Annotated in this window: 23 protein-coding genes, 1 tRNA gene and 1 pseudogene; 12 read left to right on the plus strand and 13 right to left on the minus strand. The window is 53.0% G+C overall.

The window, feature by feature from the left end; all coding sequences use genetic code 11:
- Window positions 1–122 precede the first annotated feature (122 nt).
- Window positions 123–305: a type II toxin-antitoxin system RelE/ParE family toxin gene (locus AB3226_RS16185; protein ID WP_367373780.1), complete on the plus strand. Its 183-nt coding sequence runs from the start codon at window positions 123–125 to the stop codon at window positions 303–305.
- Here AB3226_RS16185 and AB3226_RS16190 read toward each other — a convergent pair.
- The gene (locus AB3226_RS16190) at window positions 302–625 is read right to left on the minus strand and encodes a helix-turn-helix domain-containing protein (RefSeq protein ID WP_367373781.1); all 324 of its coding nucleotides are present in this window, start codon (window positions 623–625) and stop codon (window positions 302–304) included. The two genes, AB3226_RS16185 and AB3226_RS16190, sit on opposite strands and share 4 nt — an antisense overlap.
- Window positions 626–997: 372 nt before the next feature.
- Here AB3226_RS16190 and AB3226_RS16195 point away from each other — a divergent pair, with 372 nt between their 5' ends.
- The 3 genes and pseudogenes from AB3226_RS16195 to AB3226_RS16205 all read left to right on the plus strand — a co-directional run bounded on the left by AB3226_RS16195 (window position 998) and on the right by AB3226_RS16205 (window position 2,133).
- Window positions 998–1,219, plus strand: coding sequence for a 4-oxalocrotonate tautomerase family protein (locus AB3226_RS16195; RefSeq protein ID WP_367373782.1), 222 nt, complete (start codon window positions 998–1,000; stop codon window positions 1,217–1,219).
- Window positions 1,216–1,363: pseudogene (locus AB3226_RS16200) on the plus strand (DsbA family protein); the annotation flags it as partial. The gene AB3226_RS16195 and the pseudogene AB3226_RS16200, both read left to right, overlap by 4 nt.
- Before the next feature lie 59 nt (window positions 1,364–1,422).
- Entirely contained in the window at window positions 1,423–2,133 is a 711-nt protein-coding gene (locus AB3226_RS16205; protein WP_367373783.1) for an SDR family NAD(P)-dependent oxidoreductase, read from the plus strand.
- A gap of 165 nt (window positions 2,134–2,298) precedes the next feature.
- On the opposite strand, the gene AB3226_RS16210 is transcribed toward AB3226_RS16205, so the two are convergent.
- Window positions 2,299–2,835: a hypothetical protein gene (locus AB3226_RS16210; RefSeq protein WP_367373784.1), complete on the minus strand. Its 537-nt coding sequence runs from the start codon at window positions 2,833–2,835 to the stop codon at window positions 2,299–2,301.
- A gap of 230 nt (window positions 2,836–3,065) precedes the next feature.
- Window positions 3,066–3,968, minus strand: a complete 903-nt coding sequence (locus AB3226_RS16215) for a GntR family transcriptional regulator (RefSeq protein ID WP_367373785.1) — start codon at window positions 3,966–3,968, stop codon at window positions 3,066–3,068.
- Between the two features lie 154 nt (window positions 3,969–4,122).
- On the opposite strand from AB3226_RS16215, the gene AB3226_RS16220 reads away from it, so the two are divergent.
- The 8 genes from AB3226_RS16220 to AB3226_RS16255 all read left to right on the plus strand — a co-directional run bounded on the left by AB3226_RS16220 (window position 4,123) and on the right by AB3226_RS16255 (window position 10,797).
- Window positions 4,123–4,527 (plus strand): hypothetical protein, encoded by a 405-nt coding sequence (locus tag AB3226_RS16220; RefSeq protein ID WP_367373786.1) that lies wholly within the window; start codon window positions 4,123–4,125, stop codon window positions 4,525–4,527.
- Window positions 4,487–5,236: a hydroxypyruvate isomerase family protein gene (locus tag AB3226_RS16225; RefSeq protein WP_367373787.1), complete on the plus strand. Its 750-nt coding sequence runs from the start codon at window positions 4,487–4,489 to the stop codon at window positions 5,234–5,236. The genes AB3226_RS16220 and AB3226_RS16225 overlap by 41 nt, the downstream gene beginning before the upstream one ends.
- A gap of 568 nt (window positions 5,237–5,804) precedes the next feature.
- Window positions 5,805–6,713 carry a pentapeptide repeat-containing protein gene (locus AB3226_RS16230; protein ID WP_197282298.1) on the plus strand — a complete coding sequence of 303 codons (909 nt, stop codon included), beginning with the start codon at window positions 5,805–5,807 and terminating at the stop codon, window positions 6,711–6,713.
- A 2-nt stretch (window positions 6,714–6,715) separates the two neighbouring features.
- On the plus strand, window positions 6,716–7,333 hold the full coding sequence (locus AB3226_RS16235) for a nucleotidyltransferase domain-containing protein (RefSeq protein ID WP_367373788.1): 618 nt from the start codon (window positions 6,716–6,718) through the stop codon (window positions 7,331–7,333).
- The gene (locus AB3226_RS16240; RefSeq protein ID WP_050681834.1) at window positions 7,330–7,623 is read left to right on the plus strand and encodes a hypothetical protein; all 294 of its coding nucleotides are present in this window, start codon (window positions 7,330–7,332) and stop codon (window positions 7,621–7,623) included. Before AB3226_RS16235 ends, AB3226_RS16240 begins: the two co-directional genes overlap by 4 nt.
- Before the next feature lie 110 nt (window positions 7,624–7,733).
- Entirely contained in the window at window positions 7,734–8,921 is a 1,188-nt protein-coding gene (locus AB3226_RS16245; RefSeq protein ID WP_367373789.1) for a hypothetical protein, read from the plus strand.
- Window positions 8,909–10,327: a RuBisCO large subunit C-terminal-like domain-containing protein gene (locus AB3226_RS16250; RefSeq protein WP_050681835.1), complete on the plus strand. Its 1,419-nt coding sequence runs from the start codon at window positions 8,909–8,911 to the stop codon at window positions 10,325–10,327. Before AB3226_RS16245 ends, AB3226_RS16250 begins: the two co-directional genes overlap by 13 nt.
- 11 nt (window positions 10,328–10,338) lie before the next feature.
- The gene (locus AB3226_RS16255) at window positions 10,339–10,797 is read left to right on the plus strand and encodes a hypothetical protein (RefSeq protein WP_050681836.1); all 459 of its coding nucleotides are present in this window, start codon (window positions 10,339–10,341) and stop codon (window positions 10,795–10,797) included.
- A gap of 250 nt (window positions 10,798–11,047) precedes the next feature.
- On the opposite strand, the gene AB3226_RS16260 is transcribed toward AB3226_RS16255, so the two are convergent.
- The 10 genes from AB3226_RS16260 to AB3226_RS16305 all read right to left on the minus strand — a co-directional run bounded on the left by AB3226_RS16260 (window position 11,048) and on the right by AB3226_RS16305 (window position 20,223).
- Window positions 11,048–11,323: a hypothetical protein gene (locus tag AB3226_RS16260; protein WP_082239583.1), complete on the minus strand. Its 276-nt coding sequence runs from the start codon at window positions 11,321–11,323 to the stop codon at window positions 11,048–11,050.
- Complete coding sequence (locus tag AB3226_RS16265; protein WP_050681837.1) at window positions 11,320–12,300, minus strand: integrase domain-containing protein; 981 nt, start codon at window positions 12,298–12,300, stop codon at window positions 11,320–11,322. Before AB3226_RS16265 ends, AB3226_RS16260 begins: the two co-directional genes overlap by 4 nt.
- 904 nt (window positions 12,301–13,204) lie before the next feature.
- The gene (locus AB3226_RS16270) at window positions 13,205–14,533 is read right to left on the minus strand and encodes a phage integrase central domain-containing protein (protein ID WP_050681838.1); all 1,329 of its coding nucleotides are present in this window, start codon (window positions 14,531–14,533) and stop codon (window positions 13,205–13,207) included.
- 164 nt (window positions 14,534–14,697) lie between these two features.
- Window positions 14,698–14,773: transfer RNA gene (locus AB3226_RS16275), tRNA-Thr, on the minus strand.
- A 78-nt stretch (window positions 14,774–14,851) separates the two neighbouring features.
- Window positions 14,852–15,676 (minus strand): FkbM family methyltransferase, encoded by an 825-nt coding sequence (locus tag AB3226_RS16280; protein ID WP_367373790.1) that lies wholly within the window; start codon window positions 15,674–15,676, stop codon window positions 14,852–14,854.
- A gap of 343 nt (window positions 15,677–16,019) precedes the next feature.
- On the minus strand, window positions 16,020–17,249 hold the full coding sequence (locus tag AB3226_RS16285; RefSeq protein WP_367373791.1) for a methyltransferase: 1,230 nt from the start codon (window positions 17,247–17,249) through the stop codon (window positions 16,020–16,022).
- Complete coding sequence (locus tag AB3226_RS16290; protein ID WP_123498398.1) at window positions 17,230–17,919, minus strand: ABC transporter permease; 690 nt, start codon at window positions 17,917–17,919, stop codon at window positions 17,230–17,232. The genes AB3226_RS16285 and AB3226_RS16290 overlap by 20 nt, the downstream gene beginning before the upstream one ends.
- Window positions 17,916–18,611 (minus strand): ABC transporter permease, encoded by a 696-nt coding sequence (locus tag AB3226_RS16295; protein WP_367373792.1) that lies wholly within the window; start codon window positions 18,609–18,611, stop codon window positions 17,916–17,918. Before AB3226_RS16295 ends, AB3226_RS16290 begins: the two co-directional genes overlap by 4 nt.
- Before the next feature lie 78 nt (window positions 18,612–18,689).
- Complete coding sequence (locus tag AB3226_RS16300) at window positions 18,690–19,436, minus strand: ABC transporter substrate-binding protein (RefSeq protein ID WP_367373793.1); 747 nt, start codon at window positions 19,434–19,436, stop codon at window positions 18,690–18,692.
- Window positions 19,437–19,449: 13 nt separating this feature from the next.
- Window positions 19,450–20,223 carry an ABC transporter ATP-binding protein gene (locus tag AB3226_RS16305; RefSeq protein ID WP_367373794.1) on the minus strand — a complete coding sequence of 258 codons (774 nt, stop codon included), beginning with the start codon at window positions 20,221–20,223 and terminating at the stop codon, window positions 19,450–19,452.
- Between the last annotated feature and the right edge of the window lie 554 nt (window positions 20,224–20,777).

Here is a 20,777-nt window from a genome sequence, read left to right on the forward strand (position 1 = left end):
TACAAGGATTTGCCGGAGTGGGTACAGGATGAGTTCGGGAAAGACCTGATGCGTGTGCGTACAGCGGCGATCCAGAGCTGGCAATAAAGCAACTGAGCTCAGTAGGTGCGGGGGCTATCGAGTTGATTATCAATGGCAGCCCGGCATACCGATGCATCTACATTGCGAAGTATGCGGACACCATTTTCGTCCTTCATTCGTTCGTGAAGACGACGAATGGAACCGATCGTCACGCAATGGCTGTTGCGCAAGACCGGTTGAAGGAACTGAAAAGGGAGCTTCGAAAGATGGGTTACAAAGTCTAGCAGGCGTGAGCTTGTGAAATGACGATCTGAGGTAAGGCCCCGACATCGTTGGAGGGCAACGTAAAAGTAGTGCGAAATCCGAGTCTATCCAGCATGTCCATCATTGCATCGATCGTAAATTTCTCGATCTTGCCAGTGGTTAGCTCGGAAACGCGTGATTGGGTCACATTTAACCTGGCTGCAGCCTCACTCTGTTTGAGGCCCAGTTTTTTGATGCAATCAGTGATGAATATCGATAGCTCCATTTTCAACGCCATTTTGCTGGCGACTTCCTCGTCATGCGTGACATGGAACGGGCTATCAAAGAATTGAAGTGCCATGAGCATTTATCCCATTTTAGGCGGTATCTAAAATTTACGATAAATGGAGATTAGCCGATTGATCATTTTTGATGCAAACGTTTTTTGTGCTTGTCGATCACCGGCAAAATTACGGCCGCTTACCGCGATGCATTTTTCTTCGAAAAGACGATGAGGTTTGTCAGCATGGATTGAAGCCCGTTTTGACCGCTGGCGGGCCTTACGGGTTAGGTCATAATTTCCGTTAGCGTCTTCAATCGATATCGACGAACTCATTACACCAAGTAACTAATGATGTTCCCGCCCCCACCTTTATCCCCCTGACCCAACCTCATACATTCCTCTCCAACGCCTCCTCATCATTCCGATGAGAAGACCACTGGAGATTTCCCCATGCCTTTCGTAAACGTACGCATCACCCGCGATGGCGTTACCTCAGAGCAGAAAGCTCAGGTGATCGCCGAAATCACTGAAACCCTGGAACGCGTCCTCAACAAACGCCCGGACCTGACCCACATCGTGATCGAAGAAGTCGACACCGATAACTGGGGCTATGCCGGGATCACCACCACCCAGTACCGAAAACAACTGGCTGAGGAGCAGGGGCAGTCATGACTGCGTCCGTCACCATCGATTTTGTCTCCGATGTGGTGTGCCCATGGTGCGCCTTGGGCGCGACGGCGCTGGAGCAAGCGATCGAACGTGGCCGGTGATGTCTCCGTCGAGCTGACCTTCAAACCCTTTGAGTTGAACCCGGACTGAGGCGGGAAGCCTGATTGATCACTTTTCAAACCATCATTTATTGGTAGAGGTTCATCATGAGCAATTCGAAAAAAGTCATCGTTATTACTGGTGCCTCCCAAGGTCTCGGCGCAGGCATGGTCAAGGCCTTCCGTGATCTGGATTACAATGTTGTCGCCACTTCGCGTTCGATCAAACCGTCCACCGACCCGGACATCCGCACCGTGGCGGGCGACATCGGCAACCCGGAAGTCGCTCAGCAAGTCATCCGTGAAGCCATCGCACATTTTGGCCGTATCGACACCTTGGTCAACAACGCCGGGATCTTCGTCGCCAAGCCGTTCACCGCTTATACCCAGGAAGACTATGCCGCGGTGCTGTCGGTGAACTTGAATGGTTTCTTCTACATCACCCAACTCGCGATCACCGAGATGGAAAAACAGGGCCGCGGCCACGTCGTCAACATCACCACTAGCCTGGTGGACCATGCCATCGACGGTGTGCCGTCGGTATTGGCTTCGTTAACCAAAGGTGGCTTGAACGCGGCGACCAAATCTTTAGCCATTGAGTACGCCAAGCGTGGGATTCGGGTGAACGCGGTTTCCCCCGGCATCATCAAAACGCCTATGCATGGTGAGGAAACTCACGAAGCACTGGGGAATTTGCACCCGGTTGGGCATATGGGTGAGATCAGCGACATTGCGCAGGCTGTTGTTTATCTGGACAGTGCCAACTTTGTCACCGGCGAGATCTTGCATGTCGATGGTGGGCAGAGTGCGGGGCACTAAGAGTGATTCAGGAGTAGGGCGCTGTTCACAGCAGAAACGACGACCAGCGCTCTCATCCTTGAATCATTAACCTGCGAACGGCGCTACCTTGATCGGTTCACCTTTCTTCGCACATGACGGCGGATTGGTCATACCCAGCGTCAGCAGGTTGCCGCTGTTAATGATTCAGTTGAACTGCTGGTTATCGTTGGTTTTCAGCGCGACTTGTTCGGGACGCGTCGTTGCGCGCGCCGAGTCGGCAAGGTGAACGGTTGTCGGGAAGAACAGGAGCACCAGGATTGTGCCCCCCATCAGAATTGGCAGTAGACCCATGATGGTGAAGTAATGACTTCTTCTGGCGTTGGCAAAGTCACGACGTACCAAGGGCCAAAAAGCCAGAAACAGGACGCTGAGAACGGCCAGCCAGGCTAAGCGCGAAATGAAGGCCCAACCGTCGTACCCGGACTCCCAGATCGCCCAGGCATAAGTGGCCAGAGAGGCTGTGCCATAGAGGTAGATGCCGAGGGACTGTTTCAGGCCGATGAGAATGGCCGATACCAACAGGGCGGTGCCCATCATGGCGTAATAGGGGGATCCGCCAGCGGTTACTAGAGCGCCCCCTCTATCGGCCAGTGCCAATCCAAGCAGGGCAACAAATATGGTGTACACGCCGAACAGAAGGTTCGAGACCCCCGCTCCTCTACCCAAAGTCCTTTCGTTCATTGCGATCATCCCTGTGTGATTCGATACAGCTCCGTGTCCGAGCGGTGCGCATAATTGCCTATTATTACAACGAAATACAATATGTGGCGATAAAATTAACTATTTCGTGAGGATGAAGCGATTTTTTGTATCTTGTACTGAGCAGATACAATCATGCTAAGCTGATTAGCGAGTTCTTGGACAGCGCTCTGACGAAGCTTCGATCAGTAATAGGGTGTTAGTGGTGCGCTCTATATCCCATCATCTTTTGGCATGACGTCCTGCTGAGTCTTGAGTCGGCCCACTTCGTCCAGATGCCTCCAGAGAAATTGCGCGGCTTCTTCACGCCGACCAGACTCGATGAGGTCGAGCAAATGGATGTGTTCCTGGCATTGCGCCATAAGACGAGTGCGATCGACGTTGGCTTTGTAGCCCATGAAACGTCTGAGTTGATTTTGCTGGCGTATGGCATCGATGAAAAAGACATTTCCGGAGCACTGCACGATCAGCTCGTGAAACTGGGCACCCACTTGGAACAGTTGGGCGCGGGACAAGGTGTGGATATCCCCCTCGAGCATCGCCTGCTGTTGCTGCCTGGCTTTGGCAAACGCGGCGTGATTGATCTGATAACCGGGCTCAAGCAGGGCGGCCGGCTCGATGGCCATCCGGAAACGATAGCTTTGGATATGTGTCTGGGCGTTATGCACGAAGTCTTTGAGACTCCATCCTTGCCCTGGCTTGCGCTCCACCATGGCTTCGCTGGCCAGCCTGTTCAATACCTTGAGCAATTGTCCACGAGGCACTTCGTAACGGCGCAACAGCTGCGCTTCGAAAAAGTGGGCAGGTATTTCGCCGCCAAGAATGTCGTCGACTACGCGAAGGTAAAAGTCTTCGAAAGGGTCACTGGCGAGAGGGAATGTTGCTTCCTGAATCTGCCCTGCGCCCTGTTTCAGAAAGTAGCCACGATTGGGCTCCTGAATGGCCAGGTCCCACTCGGCGAGCAAGGCAAACACTCGCCGAATAGGCGAGCGCGAAACACCCAGCGCTTGGGCGAACGTCTGCTCGCGCAACGGCTCACCGGCTTTCATCGACCGGGCGCGAACCATGTCGATGACGCGTGGGGCCAACTGCAAGGCGAGGTCTTTCTTGATCACAGGCTCTATCTCGAATGGTTAGCTTCAGTCCGTTCCCGTTGGGGCAGATGCCCCCATCGGACTGGGATTGGAAAATACCATACGAAGAGGATGCGGGTATCTGCACCAAGAGCGCTGGCGGACTTGTCGAACAACCTTGTCGAGGCACATGAGCATGCAGGCTCCGCGTATTTTTCTGATCCACGCGACCGCACTGGCGATCGATCCCATCACGACCGCCTTTGCCCGGCAGTGGCCGGAGGCACAGATCGTCAATCTGCTCGAAGACTCGTTGTCCCGAGACCGAGTGGAGGAGGGTGGATTAACCACGAGTATGAAGGCGCGCTTTCTGACGCTTTCCCATTACGCAGTACAAAGCGCAGCGGACGCCATTCTTTTTACCTGCTCGGCTTTCGGCGATGAAGCACAGGCCCGCTCTGGTCTGCCTGTATTGACCACTCCCGACAGTGCAGTGCTGGAGCTGCGAAGGATGCTCCAGGCTGATGATTTCGTTTCTTCCCAGGATGGATGTTTACCCAATGCTCAAGTTCAATGCTCATCTCGGTTTCCAATTCAATGAGCTGCCTTTTCTGCAGCGCATCGAAGCTGCCGCAGCAGCTGGTTTTCGGGCGGTAGAATTCCCGTCTCCGTATGAATTCGACGCGAGTCTTCTGGCCGACCACTTGGCTCAATACAGTCTGCCGCTGATTCAATTCGCTGCACCGGCTGGCGTTACCAAAGGCATCGCTGCCTTGCAGGGCAAGGAAGAGGAATTTCGCAGCGGGTTGCTCCAGGCCGCCAGCTATGCAAAGGCGCTGGCGTGTTCGGATGTCCACATCATGTCTGGTGTTACGACGCAGGATGATGCTGGGCGTATCTTCGAGGGCAACCTGGAATATGCAGTCAAGTACTTCGAAGACCAGGGTTTTCGGCCGCTTATCGAAGTGATCAGTTCGCAGGCGATGCCGGACTACTACATGTCTGACTTCAGCAAGGCGCAACAGGTGCTGGAGACCTTCCCGAGTGTTGGGCTGATTCTCGATCTTTACCATGCCCAGACTCTGACCGCAGATGCAGCAGATGTTCTGGCCCGGTTTTATGACAGAACAGTCCATGTGCAAATTGCCGACTGCCCGGGTCGTCACGAACCGGGAACGGGGAGTATCGACTTTGCTGCCTTGTTCGCGGCGCTGGAGCAACGTGGCTATCCAGGATGGATCGGCTGTGAATACCGTCCTTCCGGCTCGACCGTTGCGAGCCTTGACTGGATAAAGCAGCTAAGTGCTTAGTGCTTGCGACGCGTGAACGGGATTCGGATTTCACGTACGCCAGAAACAACAAAGCCCTCGCATTTCTGCGAGGGCTTCGTTTTGTATGGTGCGGCACCAGACGAACGGTATGTCTCGGCGAGACTAGGTTTCTCGGGCGTCTGGAGTTCGCTGGAAAATTCGGCATACCCCAAATAGTAACTATAAATAAATCAGCTAGTTATGGCGCTCGGTGGAATCGAATTCGGGATTTTTTAGATGTGAGCACATTGTCGGTCTGTAAGTAATTCAGAGCCGCATACGAATGGTAAACCCCCCTGAATTTGAACGTTGTCAATCATCTCTTTCGTAGAGAATAGGCAGAAATCCGCCAAAAGCTGTCGTGGCGACAGGCAGCAGACGGCCAAAAGCGGTCTATTCAAAGTCACCATCACGCAACGAGTTTTTTTGCTAATCAAAGCTGCGCCATCAGGAATTTGGTTTGCCACGAACGTTGATGCTTACGGGACTTCTAAGGAGCTTTGAAGCGTCGACTATTTAGGTCACTATGCTTTCAACAATGGAGCGCTAAGGGCAGCACAAGCTGAGCATGATGGACGAGAACCCACCCGAAGACACCCCAGGCGTTGAGGCACCAACGACAAGCGCGGTCGCCGATATCGTGCAGAGGAAGCCTCGAGAGGCACTACTACCCGGTAACCGGGAAGTTATAGCTGATCTATATGTCAGCAGAAATGTCGAGAATGAGCCTAAAGACTATGCATTCAAGGTGTATGTAAGGCTAAACGCTAAGAAGCAGACGCTACGGAAGGTATCATTCCAGCACAGCGTTTTCGACGCTTGCTATTTTAATAAATGTAACTTCGATTCATGCGACTTCACGGGCTGCCGGTTTGTTGGCTGTAATTTTCATCAGTCCTCATTTTCCGGATGCAACTTTGAGTACGCGATCTTCGAGCGTTGTCAAATCGACGACGACATCCTCGAATGCGAGGCGCCGCGTAAGGAAAACCTGAAAATGCGCTTTGCCAGGTCGCTTCGAATGAATTTCCAACAAATCGGCGATGCCAAAGCTGTAAATAGGGCAATTTCGCTGGAGCTGGAGGCTACAGCGAGCTATCTCAAAAAATCTTGGGCATCCAGGGAAACATATTATCGAGATAAGTATCCAGGCTGGAAGAAGGTGCCACAGCTCATCAAATGGCTTGAGTTTCGGTTGCTAGATGCAATTTGGGGTAATGGCGAAAATACACTTAAGCTGTTGCGGTCAATCGTAATGATTCATCTTCTAATAGCGTTCTATGATACTTATCAGTTCGGCAACCCCTGGGATCTGACAGCCTATCTAAAAAGCCTCGTGGCGTCTCCGGGAGTGTTCTTCGGGATAGCCACCCCGCACCCTTACCCGATCTGGTTCTCCTCAATTGTTGCTGCAACGCGCTTGGTTGGATTCGCCTTTCTCACAGCTATCCTCGTAAAACGGTTTGGACGGCGATGAATATGCACATTTACGCTTTCGGCTCCATCTGCCGAGGCGAGATTGACCTGGGGTCGGATATCGACCTGCTGGCCTGCGTCGACGGATCAGCAAAGCAGATTGATCACGAAAAATATTCGGTGTATCGATATGAGCGAATTCAGGCTTTGTGGACAGAAGGTAATCCATTTGCCTGGCACCTTCATTTAGAGTCGAGACTGCTTTTCTCTCCGGATGGTACAGATTTTCTGAGCGATCTCGGGAAGCCTGCCCGCTATATCGGTGGTGACGGAGACTGCGCCAAATTCCGAAAACTTTTCGACCGCTCTTACCAAGAACTGAGCCAGTCTTCGAACAGTGCGACCTTTCACCTCTCTTGCATTTTCTTAGCCATTCGAAATTTCGCTACCTGTCATTCGCTTTCGCTTGGGCACCCCATCTTTTCTAGAAAGTCTCCTCTGATGGTTCAGCCAAGCCTCGATATTGATCCTCAATCATTCTCCATCTTGACACGTGCACGATTACTATCAACACGAGGATATGGAACAAACCTCTCGTATGAAGAAATTTTTACCGCGACCAAAGCAGTCGCTATTGTTCCACTCTGGATGGAAGCGCTACGGAGCACGCATTCGCCATGACTGAATTCAACAACCGAATTGATGCCCAGCGTGTAATCCTTAACCATGTTAATAGCGTTTTTTGGAATGAGGAGCTTTATGGTCTTTCTCGTGGTGCAATCGACCGCTGGATTAGTGTCAACGGAATTGATCCCAAAGCCTATCTGCCACGTGCGATCTGTGAGTCGGCCGATAAGCTTTTCTTCTTAGCCAACAAAAGCCAGGAGCAGGTTACAGATGAATATCGCCTTCTATCTGTAGAGGTTCTCGAGCTAACTCAGCGAATCGCTAAAATCGTTGAAGTCGCATGATTCAAATTAGCGATTTTAGTCTTTAATTTCGAAGAGAAGCAGATCAGAGTCAGACATTAAAATATCAATTCACCACCTATAAAAATTAGTTCTCAAAAAGGATTCGGAGGATGAAAATCATATGCAGCCAGCGCATTTTGCGACTTCCCAACAAAACCGAAATTCATATACCTTTTGGCTTGTCAAAATCTTACAAGTCCGCATTATCCTATTCCGATGCCGTTTTTACTTTGGATGCAGACAAGGTGGTATGCATTAAAGTTAATGAAGCACTAGTTCAGGTATATCCATACTACTGCAAAGCAATCAGCATTCCAGAACTCCCACCCCTCACATTTTCAATTGTAGTATCTGAAAAGGACAAGAAGGCGTGTTCTGCCCTAATATCACAAGTTCACTATCTATCCTCACCTAATAGGGGGATTTTTTTTGCTCTTAAGGAACGTGACGAAATTATCGCATGCTGTATTCTCGATACTCTGAAATTTGGCAACCCCAAGGGCAGATACTATATTAATACGTCACTATGCGATGATTTAGATATAAGCTTTGAAAACTGGGGGAGCACGCCTTACGAAACGCATAATACACTACAGAATCAGTTAAAATTGATTTGGGTTAGTCGAATAGCAAAAGCGCAAAAGTATAGCGGGTATCAAATTGGAACCCATTTGATGCTGGAGACACTGAAAGCTATTCCAGCAGTGATACCCTTTCCAGTGCAGCATGTAGAAGTCATTCGAACATGTGGAATTCAAGAGTCACTGTCACGTGACTTTCTAGAGTACGCTGGCTTCACAAAGATCAAGCTTAGGAATCAGAGCACAGCACCTTATATTTCTAATGGCGATCTCTTCCCCAAACGTAAGCCCTGTGTAAAACTTTACTACTGGAATAAAATCACAAACACATCATGCGTCGAAAACGCACGCCTGTTCGTACCTCTATCACAAGACCCTTTTTTATGGTTTGCCGATAATAAAAAAACTTGGGAGTTGCGCCGTGCAAGGGGGCAATTCACAGAGCGCCATATATACTCAGGCAGGCCAGTAGAGCTGAGACTGGGCTATAACACAAACAAAAAACTTTGGGGTGTCATTAACAAAGTAATTACAGGAACCTCGATTGAATCCGTGCTTACAAAAATCGGCAACTTCCAAAGCGTTATACCTACAGCTTCTTCTTTGGTGGACGCCACAGAGAAAGCGCACAGCATATTGAAAACTCCTAGTAATTCGTACATTGCATTTGAAGTCACAGCTTTATTTAACCCGGACGATCTGACATGTCACGTATAACAATCAATGGATTAATTGAACTCTCCGATGAATCAAGTAATACAATTGAGAGCATATTTCTGTCAATTCGACAAAACATCCTCGCTGGTAGTTTTGACAGCTACTCAAAAAAAATTATCGATCGTTTAAGCATTGACATTCAAAATACTTTAGATCCGCGACTTCTAGAAAATAAATTCACTCACATCAGAGGCAAAGAATATTTTTTTGAACTAAGCATTCCTTCACGCTACTTCCCCATTGACTCTGGCGGAGACACACACCTCGTTGACTCCATCGTGGGAGATATGTTCAGCCTATCAAATTCATCAATTAAGCGAATTTATATTAATGACGTTCAATGGCAAGAGCTTGAACATAGCTTAGTGCTAAAACGTACCCAGCCACGCTCCATTCGAAACAGGTTCGAATTAGATCACTTCACACCACTCCTAGGATTTTCAGTAAAACCCAGGCTTGGGTTATCTAATGAAGACTTCAAAAATCAGTGCATAGACGCAGCTAGACTTGGTTTCAACATAATTGAACCTGATACAAGAAAAATGCTTCTAAATGAGCACGACCTCGATTGGCATATCGACCTCGCTAGTCAGGTCGCAGAGTTCCACAAGCCGAGAGGCAATATTTCTTCATACTCTGTAAACCTGAGTAACTACTCAGGCAATCTGGAGCGGGCAATAGAGAAGTTGTCAAAGTCTGTATCCAATCATCCTATAACTGTAAAAATAGATGCCGGGCTTGACGCAATATCCAAAATAAAAAAAGTAAAAGAGGTTAACGCACAAATAATAATTACATCCTACCCACTAATCAAAAAAGCACTCTCCCAACGCATACCGGATGTTTTTTTTGATAAGTTCCTGTCCCACTGTGGCATCGACATAATGTACCCTGGCGGCTTTGTTGCCCTACCGGGGAATAAGAGACATTACAATGCAACAGAGGACATAACACTGCTAGCAGAATCTATAAATCGCTATACCAGTCACATTCATAAGTCACACTTCATACCCACCATATCCGGTGGTATATCCACGGGGCTTCTGCACTTATACTACGAGCTTTATGGGCCGAAAGTCAGCCTCTTTCTTGGCGGTGCAGTTGCGACGAACAAAAATGGAGTGGAAGCAGGTGCTGAACTTTGTATGAAAGTGCTAGACTACGCTATCGGGTGTAGAAAAAAACTAGCCGCACATAACCACAAATTGTCCAACAAAAAAAACAAAGCCATGTACAAAACCCTCATGGATCTCCCTCTTTTGGATGCCAGAACAGTCAAGCAAATAAAAGATGAAACTGACTCAGAATACATAATCCCTAGAGAGTTTATGACTACTAACAAGCTCAGTAATTTCACAGAAGCGAACTGGAACTACTGGACCGCAGATGATTTCGAGTTTATTTAGAGGTCGCGTATATGCTTGAAGTAATCACCTCATACCTTAGCTTTATGTCTAATCAGCTTTCGGGCCTAGCAACGCCCCACCGAATCTGGTGCTTTTACGAACAGTTTGGTCTGCGCACTATTATAATGCTTGTGAACACCGGAATTATTGCTTTCGCCTTACCCAATATACTTGATCAGTCTGAATGTAAGCTCGATAGAGATTCTTACATCAAAACACTTTTTGAGAAAAAGCGTCGTTGGATGAAACGTAACAGCTGCGCGATGCTGTTTTTTGCGACTGTCACAATCTTGACGTATTTAGCAATCTGGAACGCGGTTTCTAATCAAAATATTTGCAGCTCTGTCACGATAAGGTCTGATAGTCCTGAGAGGTTTTCGGGCTTTCTAGCTACCATGAATATCCTCACCATATTTATTGCTATATTTGCATTAAATCAAAAAATATTCTGCATGAAACACAAGCAATAGAGTTACTTTGAATGGTGTCGTTTTCTAGATTCGCTCCAATGACTGCTTTTGGCCGATTTTGTTGAAAAAGTCGACTTCTGTTTCTACGGCAGAAAAGTACGCGTTCGAGATTGAAATTCGTGCGTTGCGCAGAGGGTTCAAGGCTCAGATTTGACGTAGCGGTGTGCAAAAATGGCATTTTCACCGTTCGATAAATGGGTAGCTCGGCCGGGTCGACTTTTTCAACACAATCGGCCGTTTTGACCTTCGTCTAGCGGTTGAACTGCCAGGGTTTTCCTAAGCGATGAGTGAGTAATTGCATGGTCAGCAAATAGTAATAGCGCGTCGATTCAGTGTGCTGGTTTAGGTGGTGATTCAAAAACCACGCAAGGTGTTTTCTCTGCCAAGTCCATGGATTTTCGCGTTGCCAGCGCTCAGCGATTGCTGTTTGGATAGCCTTCGCCTGACGCAAGTGGCGTTGACGCGTGGTATACGACCCGGTCAGGACGCTCACCAGGAACAGATCCATATCGAATGCCGTGCTCACGCTCGACCACCAATGTAGGCGGCGGCCACGACGATACGGTTGTGCCCCAGCTCATAGCTGATTTGCACTCGGGCCTCCTGATCGAGGCGTCGGTCGAGTTGGTGGCAATGGCCACCGTTGATAGGCGCGGGATGCTGGGTGATTTGCTCATAGCGTTCGCATGCAAAGGCAGCCCGTAGTTCATGAAAGCCTTTGAGGTTGTGTTTATGGAGGAGGTCTCGAATGGGACGGACGGTGCCCTGTATGAAATCCAGGTAGCTTTCGTGCGGGGCTAATAGGTTGCGGCTACCGTCGGGCGAGACCTGTTCGGCAAACCTCAGTGCGTCACGAATATGATCATTTACCGTAATCCAACGAGGTGCTGATGCGCCTGAACGGCCACCTTTGATGCCGTCCTGGATGTTGATCTTTCCGAATTGCTTGGCTTCACGTTTTAGACGGGGAAGGTCGGCCAAAATCGCCTCGCGCAAGCGCATACCGGTGGCTCGCGCTAACTGAGCGATGGCCGCGGCGCGCGGCTGCTGGTTTTCGCAAAGCACCTCTACGATCCGCTTCACCTGTTCGCGGTCCTGGCCTTGCGGCACTGAACGACGAACACCGGTGCGCCGCATTCCCAGTGCCTTACTCGGGCTCGGCACTTTCACATACTGATCACCGCGAAGCGCCGCCATGGTTCGGTTCAAGCTAGACAAACGGTTTTGCGCAGTCGCGATGGCAAGCCTGCCATGTTCAACTTGTTGGCGCAGATGTCCGGCATAGTCCAACAAGGTCTGCCGATCTATCTGTCGCGCATCGTTAAACCCCGGCCCATCCTCTGAACGACACCAGCGCACAAACGCCTGCCACCGATCACTGTGTGCTTTGACGGTCCCGTAATGCCCACCGCTAAACAGATCTTTCAATGCTTGCGGCCCGGCATAACTCAGTTGCCGACCATAGCCAAAATTTCGCCCATCGCGCCTACCTACTAGCGCCATGATCAAACCCCTCTCGAAACCAAAACTTTTAAAACTTTCCCCACGTCATCCCGCCACGAATGTTGAGTGTTATCAGGGATCAAGGCCCCTGCGACCTGTGAGGGTTGTCCACTAACGCGGGACTGGCGGCTCTTTACGACCGGGAGCTTGGGCATCTCATGATCTGGCCTCCTGAGCACTTACGAGGAAGTGGGCGGGTGGAGGCTGCACTGGCTGACGAGACCAGCGCCGCGAGATCCTGAGTCGGGTGAAGGCAGCTATGCGATGACCGGGGCATGCCTGACTGTCAGTCAGGTGCAGTCCATTCCGTGGGCTGCGGCACCATCATCTGCATCGCTGTTGCTGGTGACTTCGGTATTTGTCACGCCGATTGTCACGAGGGGAAATGCCGCAAAGCCTTGTACGAGTTGGGCTGCAGCAGCGGTAGGAGCGCCCGTCTCTTTCCGGGAGAAAGAGACGGGCGCAGGTTGGCGCAAGGAAATGGCCAAGCGGATAGGTTGCTGCAAGGCAGCTATGAAAGGGGGAAGTTGCCGCAGTGGGCACACTGGTAAAAGTAGGCATCCATCACATCGCTGTGAGCGTGCGAGCCGCCGGACGCTAATCGCACTTTGGGAGAACCACCACGGTGTGGCGTAGCCTTAAAGGTTCTGGCTACCTGGGTTGCTGTCAAAGACAGCACTTGCCCGATCTTTTCTACGCCTGTGGATAATTTGGGTCAAGGCTCGAGTTTTCGGGAACTCTGCGGCTGTGGATGAAATTATCCACCGGTGGAAATCTATGGTTTTCCACAGACAATTTCCGTGGGCTTTAGATTTTTTAAATGAGGTCCATCCAAGCAGGGCGGCTTTGCAGCCCCGCTTGGATGGACCCGCGTGGAAGGGCGGACAACGGTGATCTCACAGGCTTACCCACGTTTGGATGCGCCACGGCTATTTTGTAGGGCCGTGATGTTGTCGCCGACTGGGTGAGCGAATTCGTGGGGTGTCACATGCCCGTGGCGGTTGGCGTCGATGTAGTTGCTCCACCACGCCATGATCAGCCTGCGCTGCTCCAGAAATTCAGCTTTGTGGATATACGCGGCGCGCACGCGGTTGCGTTCCTTGTGGCTCATTTGTCTTTCGATGGCTGCGTCGGTCCATAACCCGGACTCCAGTAGGGCGCTACAGGCCATGGTCCTGAAGCCGTGGCCGCACACGTCCTTGCTGGTGTCATAGCCGACGTTGCGGAGCATGGTGTTCACCGTGTTCTCGGACATGGGCTTCCAGTACTTGTGGTCGCCCGGTAGCACCAACTCTGAAAAGCGACTGAGGCTGCGCAGGCGCTCCAGTATTTCGATGACCTGCGGCGATAGCGGAACCATTTGAATGTCGCCGTTCATCTTGGTCCCACGTGTGGAGTTGCGTACCCCTTCAATCGGTGCGCGCGTGTCGGGGATTTCCCACATGGCACGTTGGAAATCGAACTCACTCCATCGTGCGAAGCGCAGTTCGCTGGAGCGGACGAATACGTGCAGCGTCAACAGGACGGCAAGGCGCGTCAGCTCGCGGCCGTTGTAGTTGTCGATACGGTGTAGCAGTTCGGGTAGGCGGTTGAGGGAAAGGGCCGGGCGATGGACTGTGCGCGGCGCGTGGATCGAGCCTGCCAGATCCAGCGCGGGATTCATGGTGATCTGCCGAGCCCTTTTGGCCCCGCGCATGATGGTGGATAAGTAGTTCTGTACCCTTAACGCCACATCCATAGTGCCGCGTTCCTTGATGCGCTGGGTGATCTCTAGCAGGTCGTGGGTATCGAGTTCGGCGATGGGCCGTTGGCCGATCAGCGGGAAGACGTGGGTACGCAGTCGGCTCATCACGGTTTTTGCGTGTCCTTCGGTCCAGCGACGGAACATGTCGGCGTGCCACTCCAGAGCAACGGTTTCGAAAAGCAGTGCCGCCCGCTGGGCTACGATCTTGGCCTTCTTCTTTTCTTCCATTGGGTCGAGGTTGTCGAGCAGCAACGCCTTGGCTTCGTCTCGCTTACGTCGTGCGACGGAAAGGGTAACGATGGGGTAATTGCCGATGATGAGCGTACCTTCCTTGCCGCTGGGCTTGGTGTACTTCAAGCGCCAGGTCTTCACGCCATTGGGTTTGACGAAAAGGTACATGCCGCCGCCGTCGAACAGTTTGTAGGCGCGTTCGCGGGTTTTGGCCGTGCGGCATTGCAGGTCGCTGAGAGGGATCGCTAGACGTGGCATAGGGGTACGCGCTCCTGACCGGAAAATCGCAGTACCCCTAACATACCCTCGGGGAAGGGGGATTTTGTTGGATCCCGACAGAGGGTCCTGGAACGAAAAAACCCGCCAAAGGGCGGGTTTTCGGGGCTTCCAGAGCATTCGGTGGAATGCAATGGAGCCTAATGTGGTGCCGGCACCAGGAGTCGAACCCGGGACCTACTGATTACAAGTCAGTTGCTCTACCAACTGAGCTATACCGGCGTGTTAGGGCGACGATTATAGCGATTGGATTGGTTCTGTAAACCCCTGAATTCAGACTATTTTTACACAGGCTTTCGGTCAGGCACGAACCAGCACTTTCTTGAGTTTCTGAATGGCTTTCCAAGCTCGGCTATTTTGCATCGCCCGCAGCTGCGCTTCTGCCTGTTCGGCGCGTTGCAGGGCGGCGGCGAGGTGGTTTTCGGCGTCGCTCACGGGGTGGCTGAAATTGTGGCCGCGGCAGAACCGGAAGTCGTCCAGGTTGCATGGCGGGATGTCGAAGGCGGGTTTGAGGGCCAAGTGTTCTTCAGCGAGGTAGTAGGTGTTGATGCCGTCGAACAGGATGGACTGGTAGCCGGCGCCGGTGACGAGGGTTTCCCAGGTCTGGTCGCGTTCCCATGGGGTTTCGATCAGGATGATCCACGGCCGCCACTGGGTGAAGTCCATGCCGCGCAGGACGGTTTCTTCGTGGCCTTCGACGTCGATTTTCAAAAAGTGGATGGGGCGGTTCCGGGCGTGTTGTTCGCAGATGGAGGCCAGGGTGCGGGATTTGACGGTTTGGCTGCGCACGTCCATGCCGGCGTCTTTGTGTTGCTGGGCCAGGGCCGGGTCGAGGGTCGACAGGCCAGTGCCGGCGATGCCGTAGAAGGTCAGGTCATCGGCGCTTTCGCCGGCCACGCATTGCAGGTTGATGTCGTTAGTGCGTTGTTGGCACAGGGCGTCGTAGTAATTTGGCATGGGTTCGACGTTGATGCCGGTCCAGCCGCGGTCGTAGAAGGCTTTGGTGACGGAGTCCTGGGTGGGGTCGTTGGCACCGATGTCGATATAGAAGCCGTTTTCAACGTATTTGAGGGCGCGCCACAGGCGGATGTCTTCGAAATTCTGTGCGTAAGAAATGAACGTCACGGTTGCATCCTGTCGGTCAGATTGTTCTGTTCATGGCCGCACTGTCGGCGCCCCTGCATGCTGGTATAGCAAGGGGTATTGCAAGGCGCAATTTTCCGCTATGGATGTCCGGTATTCGGCGGTTATGTCGTTTTGATTAAATGCTTATGCACAATGGACCAGGGGCGACTACCTGTTCATTACGATTTTGTAGACTCGTTCTCATTTGTCCGCAAATGCCTGTTTTGCGGGTTTTTTATTTGTGTGAACAAAAAATGATCAGCAGTGTTTCAGGCGTAAAACAGCGTGGATATTGGATCCACGATAATTCCATCAACAGAGTTATCCACAGGGTGTGGCTGTTTTAAGGACGTTCTGCCAGGAGTAGGAAATTGCGCGGCGTGAGTGGCGTTTCACAGAAGGTGCCGAGACGAACGGTGTAACCCTGCTCGATGAGGAAAAGTGCCCGATCAAGTACCAGCCACAGCTCCAGCGGCCGTCGGAAAAGGCCTCGCAGCAGCTCCAGATTGCGGACTTCAGCCAATCGCTGCCAACCGGCGGTTTCGAGTGTAGTCCAATCTGGCACGCCGACTGTGGATAAGTCTTTGAGCGCGGCCAGATCGCGGCAGTAATCGGCGAGAGGTTTGTCCAGCCAGGCGCTGGGCAGAGAAGGTGTTGGCAGGTATTCGTCGATGCCGCGCAGTTGCCGTTGCAGCAGGTCGAACGCCAGGCGCCGGGCCATTGAGGTGTCGCGCTGGCGTCGGACGCGAGCACCGGCGGTGACGGTTTCGCTCATCGGCAGCGCAAGATCATCGAGGGAAAGGCGTAGGTCGGAGTGCTCAGCCGTGCAGGAAAGCGGCTGATAGGTGTTCAGACTGATCCGGTTGTAGCAGCAGGGTGCGACGGCCAGTTGTTTGCAACCGGCGGCGCTGGCGAGCTGGATCAGTCGCACATGCAGATCCCCGCAAGCGTGCAGCGCGACTGGCGTGTGATCGGCGCTCAATAAAGAGGCTGCGTCAGGCGCGAGTACATCCTGCTCGACATGCAGCGCATGCAATTGATGACGCTGGCTGAGTGCCTGGCCGCTGGCAACCAATGCGGGGTCGTATTCCAGGCAAGTCAGTTGTTGCCCGGTTTGCAACAAGCGCCGCCCCAAATGGCCCTTGCCCGAACACCAATCCAGCCAATGCATCGGTGCATGAGCAAACTGCAGGCGACTGGCGAACGCTTCAATCTGCTGCCATTTGCGTCCAGGCACATCCACATTCAAGCGATGGCCCGCCGCTTCAAGAGCATGAGCCGGTAATTCATCCACCGCGCTCAGTTCAGCAGACATCGCCGCCAATGAAGCAAACGGCTCCGGCGCATTGAGCAAGCAAGGTTGGTTATGACTGCTTTCCGCATCCTCCAGCGACCGTCCGCGTAGCCAAAACGCCAACTCCGGGTAGGACGCTTCCCAAGGCAATTGCAGATGAGTAAATGGTCGAGGCTTCCACAGCGCCTGATGCTCGATCAGAAAAGCATCCAGCGCAGTGAAACGGGCGAGCAGGGCCTCGCCCGTCAGCACGCAGGAATCAACGACCTTGGCAGGCATCGACGCGCAACCAGCGCTCCAGCAGCTTGAAGCCACGAACCAGCACGTAAGCCATCAGCAGATAGAACATGCCTGCTGCGAAGAAGATCTCCACCGGCAGGTAGGTGCGGGCAATGATGGTGCGGGCCATGCCGGTCAGTTCCAGCAAGGTCACGGTACTGGCCAGGGCGCTGGCCTTGAGCATCAGGATCACTTCGTTGCTGTAGGCCGGGAGGCCGATGCGCGCCGCACGCGGCAGCATGATGTAGAACAGCGCTTTGGCCCGGGACATGCCCAGCGCCCGCGCCGCTTCGATCTCGCCCGGCGGAATCGCCTGGATTGCACCGCGCAGAATTTCGGCGATGTAGGCTGCAGTGTGCAAGGTCATGGTCGCGGTGGCGCACCAGAACGGACTGCGCAGGTACGGCCACATCGAGCTGTTACGCACCGCGTCGAACTGCGCCAGGCCGTAATAGACCAGAAACAGCTGAACCAGCAACGGCGTACCACGGAAAAAGAAGATGTAGCCGTAGGGGAATGCCCGCACATACCAGAGTCGCGACGAACGAGCGATGCCCAGCGGAATCGCCAACAGCAACCCGGCGATCACGGCGATGGCCACCAGTTCGAGGGTCAGCGTCGCGCCCTGAGCCAGTTTCGGCAGCCACTTGATGATGACTTCCCAGTTCATTGGGCGCTCCTCGCGAAGCCGCGAGCGGCGCGTCGTTCCATAAAGTGCATACCGGTCATAGCCAGAATGGTCAGGCCCAGATACATGAAGGCGGCCACCATATAGAAGGTGAACGGTTGCTTGGATATGGTCACGCCGATTTGTGTGTGGCGCATGATTTCTTCCAGGCCGATGACGGAGACCAGCGCGGTGTCTTTCATCAGGATCATGAACAGGTTGCCCAGGCCGGGCAGGGCGATGCGCCACATCTGCGGCATGATCAGCCGGGTAAAGATGCGAAATTTCGACAGGCCCAGGGCCACGCCAGCTTCACGGTGACCCTTTGGGATCGCCAGAATTGCACCGCGAAACACTTCCGTGGCGTAGGCGCCGAAGCACAGCCCCAGCGCAATCACGCCGGCGGCGAAGGCATTGAGTTCGAGGTCGGGGTTGCCGAAGAACTCGCCCAAGGCACGCATCAAGTTGACCGTGCCAAAGTAGATCAATAGCACCCAGAGCAATTCCGGGATACCGCGAACCAGTGTGGAATAAGTGCCGCCAAGCCATTGCAGTGGCTTGTACGGGGAAGTCTTGGCCAAGGCGCCGAGCAGACCGAGCACCAGCCCCAGGCACAAGGCCGAGAGTGCCAGTTTCACAGTCATCAGCGCACCAGCGGCGAGCGCCGGGCCGAATCCGTAGAGGTCGATAATCATGGAATTCTTTTCAAATCGCGGCAGGCAATGCCAAGGACTGGCGCCGTCAGCGAACGGCGCCGGTCAGGCAGGTCAGAATCAATAGATGCTGAACGGGAAGTACTTGTCGTTGATCTTCTTGTAAGTGCCGTCTTCGACGATTTCTTTCAGGGCAAGGTTCAGCCTCGCGCGCAGGGTGTCGTCTTTACGCACGGCGATACCAATTTTGTCACTTTCTTCCACTGGGTCACCCTTGAATTCATACGAGCGACCGGCGTCGCTTTTCAGCCACTCGTAGTTGACGTACTTGTCCGCCAGGATGCCGTCCAGGCGTCCGGAAGTCAGGTCCAGATAAGCGTTTTCCTGGGTGTCATAGAGTTTGACTTCAACGCCAGGCATGTTGTCTTCCATCCAGGTGCCGGCGAGGGTCGCGCGTTGTGCGCCGATCACTTTCCCCTGCAGGGAATCCTTGTCGGTTTTGAACTCTTTGTCTTTCTGCGCGATGAACTGCAGCTTGTTGGAGTAGTACGGTTCGGTGAAGTCCACCGCTTGCTTGCGCTCGTCGGTGATCGACATCGAGGAGATCAGGAAGTCGAACTTCTTGGCGTTCAGGGCCGGGATGATGCCGTCCCAGTCGGACGTGACCACGGTGCACTCGACTTTCATCTTGGCGCACAGGGCATCACCGATTTCTCTGTCGAAGCCGACGACATTGCCACTGGCATCTTTGTTGTTGAACGGCGGGTAGGCCGCTTCGATGCCCATCTTCAAGGTCTCGGCGGCGGCACCGGCGCTGAAGGCCAGGGTGACAGCAGCGGCCAGGAAGATTTTTTTGTAGTTCTGCATGCGGGTAGCTCCGTTAGCGGTTGCTGGACATGAATTGTTTGCAGCGCGCCGAAAGCGGGTTTTCGAACACCTGCTGCGGCGATCCTTGTTCTTCTACCAAGCCTTGGTGGAGGAACACCACTTCGCTGGAAACCTGACGGGCAAAGCCCATTTCATGAGTCACGAGCAGCATGGTGCGGCCTTCTTCGGCCAATGCGCGGATGACATTAAGTACTTCCTGGACCATTTCCGGGTCAAGGGCGGAGGTGGGCTCGTCGAACAGGATCACCTTGGGCTGCATCGCCAGAGTACGGGCGATGGCCGCGCGTTGCTGCTGGCCGCCGGAGAGTTGCGCCGGGTAGGCGTGGCGTTTGTCAGCGATACCAACCTTGGCCAGCAAGGCTTCGGCGACTTCGATGGCGTCGCGTTTGCTTTGGCCGAGCACGCGGCGCGGGGCTTCGATGATGTTGTCGAGCACGCTCATGTGCGGCCAGAGATTAAAGTTTTGAAATACAAAACCGATCTCGCTGCGCAGGCGATTGATCTGCTTGCCATCGGCAGCGACCAGTTCGCCGTTCTTGGCGGCTTTGAGCTTGAGTTCTTCACCGGCCACCAGGATCTGGCCCTGGTGCGGGTTTTCCAACAGGTTGATGCAACGCAGGAACGTGGACTTGCCGGAACCGGAGGAGCCCAGGATCGAGATCACATCGCCGTCGCGGGCGGTCAGCGAGATGCCTTTGAGCACCTCAAGCTGTCCGTAGCGTTTGTGCAAGTTGCGGATTTCAAGCGCGGGCGCGGCCTCAGCCATGTGCGTTCCTCATAGTGTTTTCGCTCCTGCTGTTGGTGGCCTTCCTGGCGAGGCGGCCAAGCTAGCATAGCGTTCGAATGGCAGCCAACAGCGCTACGGACGGTAAACGGGTGGCATGTGGCAGGTTGTCGCATCGGCACAGCAGACTGTCGCCCCGTCAACAACCAAACAGCCGTTTGAACACTGCTTTTGAATGAAAAGCGCGGCGGCTGTCGAAAAAAAGGCGCGATGTTGCCAGCTTTGGCGGGGTGTTGGAAGCGTTAACCGGACAAACGTTCCTGATCTGCACTTTTATTGTGCGAGCACCAATTTTTTGGTGTGTTTCCGGTGCGCCGATTCGCTCCTGGAGTGGGTGGCAGGGTAACGCTCTGGCGAAATGCCATTAATCTCAATGACTTGCGATGACTGCTCGATTCGCGCGCAGGCCCCGTATCGCGGGCGCATGAAACATTTTGGCGTAATTATTGCGTGCAGAATAAGAAACGCCCTGTTGGATTCTTTTTACGAGACGGAATGTCAGACCGGGCCGACGTCATCGCTTTACTTGCAAAGGT

Source organism: Pseudomonas lini, assembly GCF_964063345.1.
Classification (GTDB): Bacteria; Pseudomonadota; Gammaproteobacteria; order Pseudomonadales; family Pseudomonadaceae; genus Aquipseudomonas; species Aquipseudomonas lini_B.

Excerpts from the sequence above, each read along its gene's own strand:
- AB3226_RS16210 (WP_367373784.1), bottom strand. The coding sequence starts at position 2,835 with ATGAACGAAAGGACTTTGGGTAGAGGAGCGGGGGTCTCGAACCTTCTG.
- AB3226_RS16190 (WP_367373781.1), bottom strand. The coding sequence starts at position 625 with ATGGCACTTCAATTCTTTGATAGCCCGTTCCATGTCACGCATGACGAG.
- AB3226_RS16195 (WP_367373782.1), top strand. The coding sequence starts at position 998 with ATGCCTTTCGTAAACGTACGCATCACCCGCGATGGCGTTACCTCAGAG.
- AB3226_RS16295 (WP_367373792.1), bottom strand. The coding sequence starts at position 18,611 with ATGATTATCGACCTCTACGGATTCGGCCCGGCGCTCGCCGCTGGTGCG.
- AB3226_RS16240 (WP_050681834.1), top strand. The coding sequence starts at position 7,330 with ATGACTGAATTCAACAACCGAATTGATGCCCAGCGTGTAATCCTTAAC.
- AB3226_RS16305 (WP_367373794.1), bottom strand. The coding sequence starts at position 20,223 with ATGGCTGAGGCCGCGCCCGCGCTTGAAATCCGCAACTTGCACAAACGC.
- AB3226_RS16245 (WP_367373789.1), top strand. The coding sequence starts at position 7,734 with ATGAAAATCATATGCAGCCAGCGCATTTTGCGACTTCCCAACAAAACC.
- AB3226_RS16205 (WP_367373783.1), top strand. The coding sequence starts at position 1,423 with ATGAGCAATTCGAAAAAAGTCATCGTTATTACTGGTGCCTCCCAAGGT.
- AB3226_RS16255 (WP_050681836.1), top strand. The coding sequence starts at position 10,339 with ATGCTTGAAGTAATCACCTCATACCTTAGCTTTATGTCTAATCAGCTT.
- AB3226_RS16285 (WP_367373791.1), bottom strand. The coding sequence starts at position 17,249 with ATGCCTGCCAAGGTCGTTGATTCCTGCGTGCTGACGGGCGAGGCCCTG.
- AB3226_RS16235 (WP_367373788.1), top strand. The coding sequence starts at position 6,716 with ATGCACATTTACGCTTTCGGCTCCATCTGCCGAGGCGAGATTGACCTG.
- AB3226_RS16230 (WP_197282298.1), top strand. The coding sequence starts at position 5,805 with ATGATGGACGAGAACCCACCCGAAGACACCCCAGGCGTTGAGGCACCA.
- AB3226_RS16300 (WP_367373793.1), bottom strand. The coding sequence starts at position 19,436 with ATGCAGAACTACAAAAAAATCTTCCTGGCCGCTGCTGTCACCCTGGCC.
- AB3226_RS16220 (WP_367373786.1), top strand. The coding sequence starts at position 4,123 with ATGCAGGCTCCGCGTATTTTTCTGATCCACGCGACCGCACTGGCGATC.
- AB3226_RS16270 (WP_050681838.1), bottom strand. The coding sequence starts at position 14,533 with ATGCCACGTCTAGCGATCCCTCTCAGCGACCTGCAATGCCGCACGGCC.
- AB3226_RS16225 (WP_367373787.1), top strand. The coding sequence starts at position 4,487 with ATGCTCAAGTTCAATGCTCATCTCGGTTTCCAATTCAATGAGCTGCCT.
- AB3226_RS16265 (WP_050681837.1), bottom strand. The coding sequence starts at position 12,300 with ATGGCGCTAGTAGGTAGGCGCGATGGGCGAAATTTTGGCTATGGTCGG.
- AB3226_RS16290 (WP_123498398.1), bottom strand. The coding sequence starts at position 17,919 with ATGAACTGGGAAGTCATCATCAAGTGGCTGCCGAAACTGGCTCAGGGC.
- AB3226_RS16250 (WP_050681835.1), top strand. The coding sequence starts at position 8,909 with ATGTCACGTATAACAATCAATGGATTAATTGAACTCTCCGATGAATCA.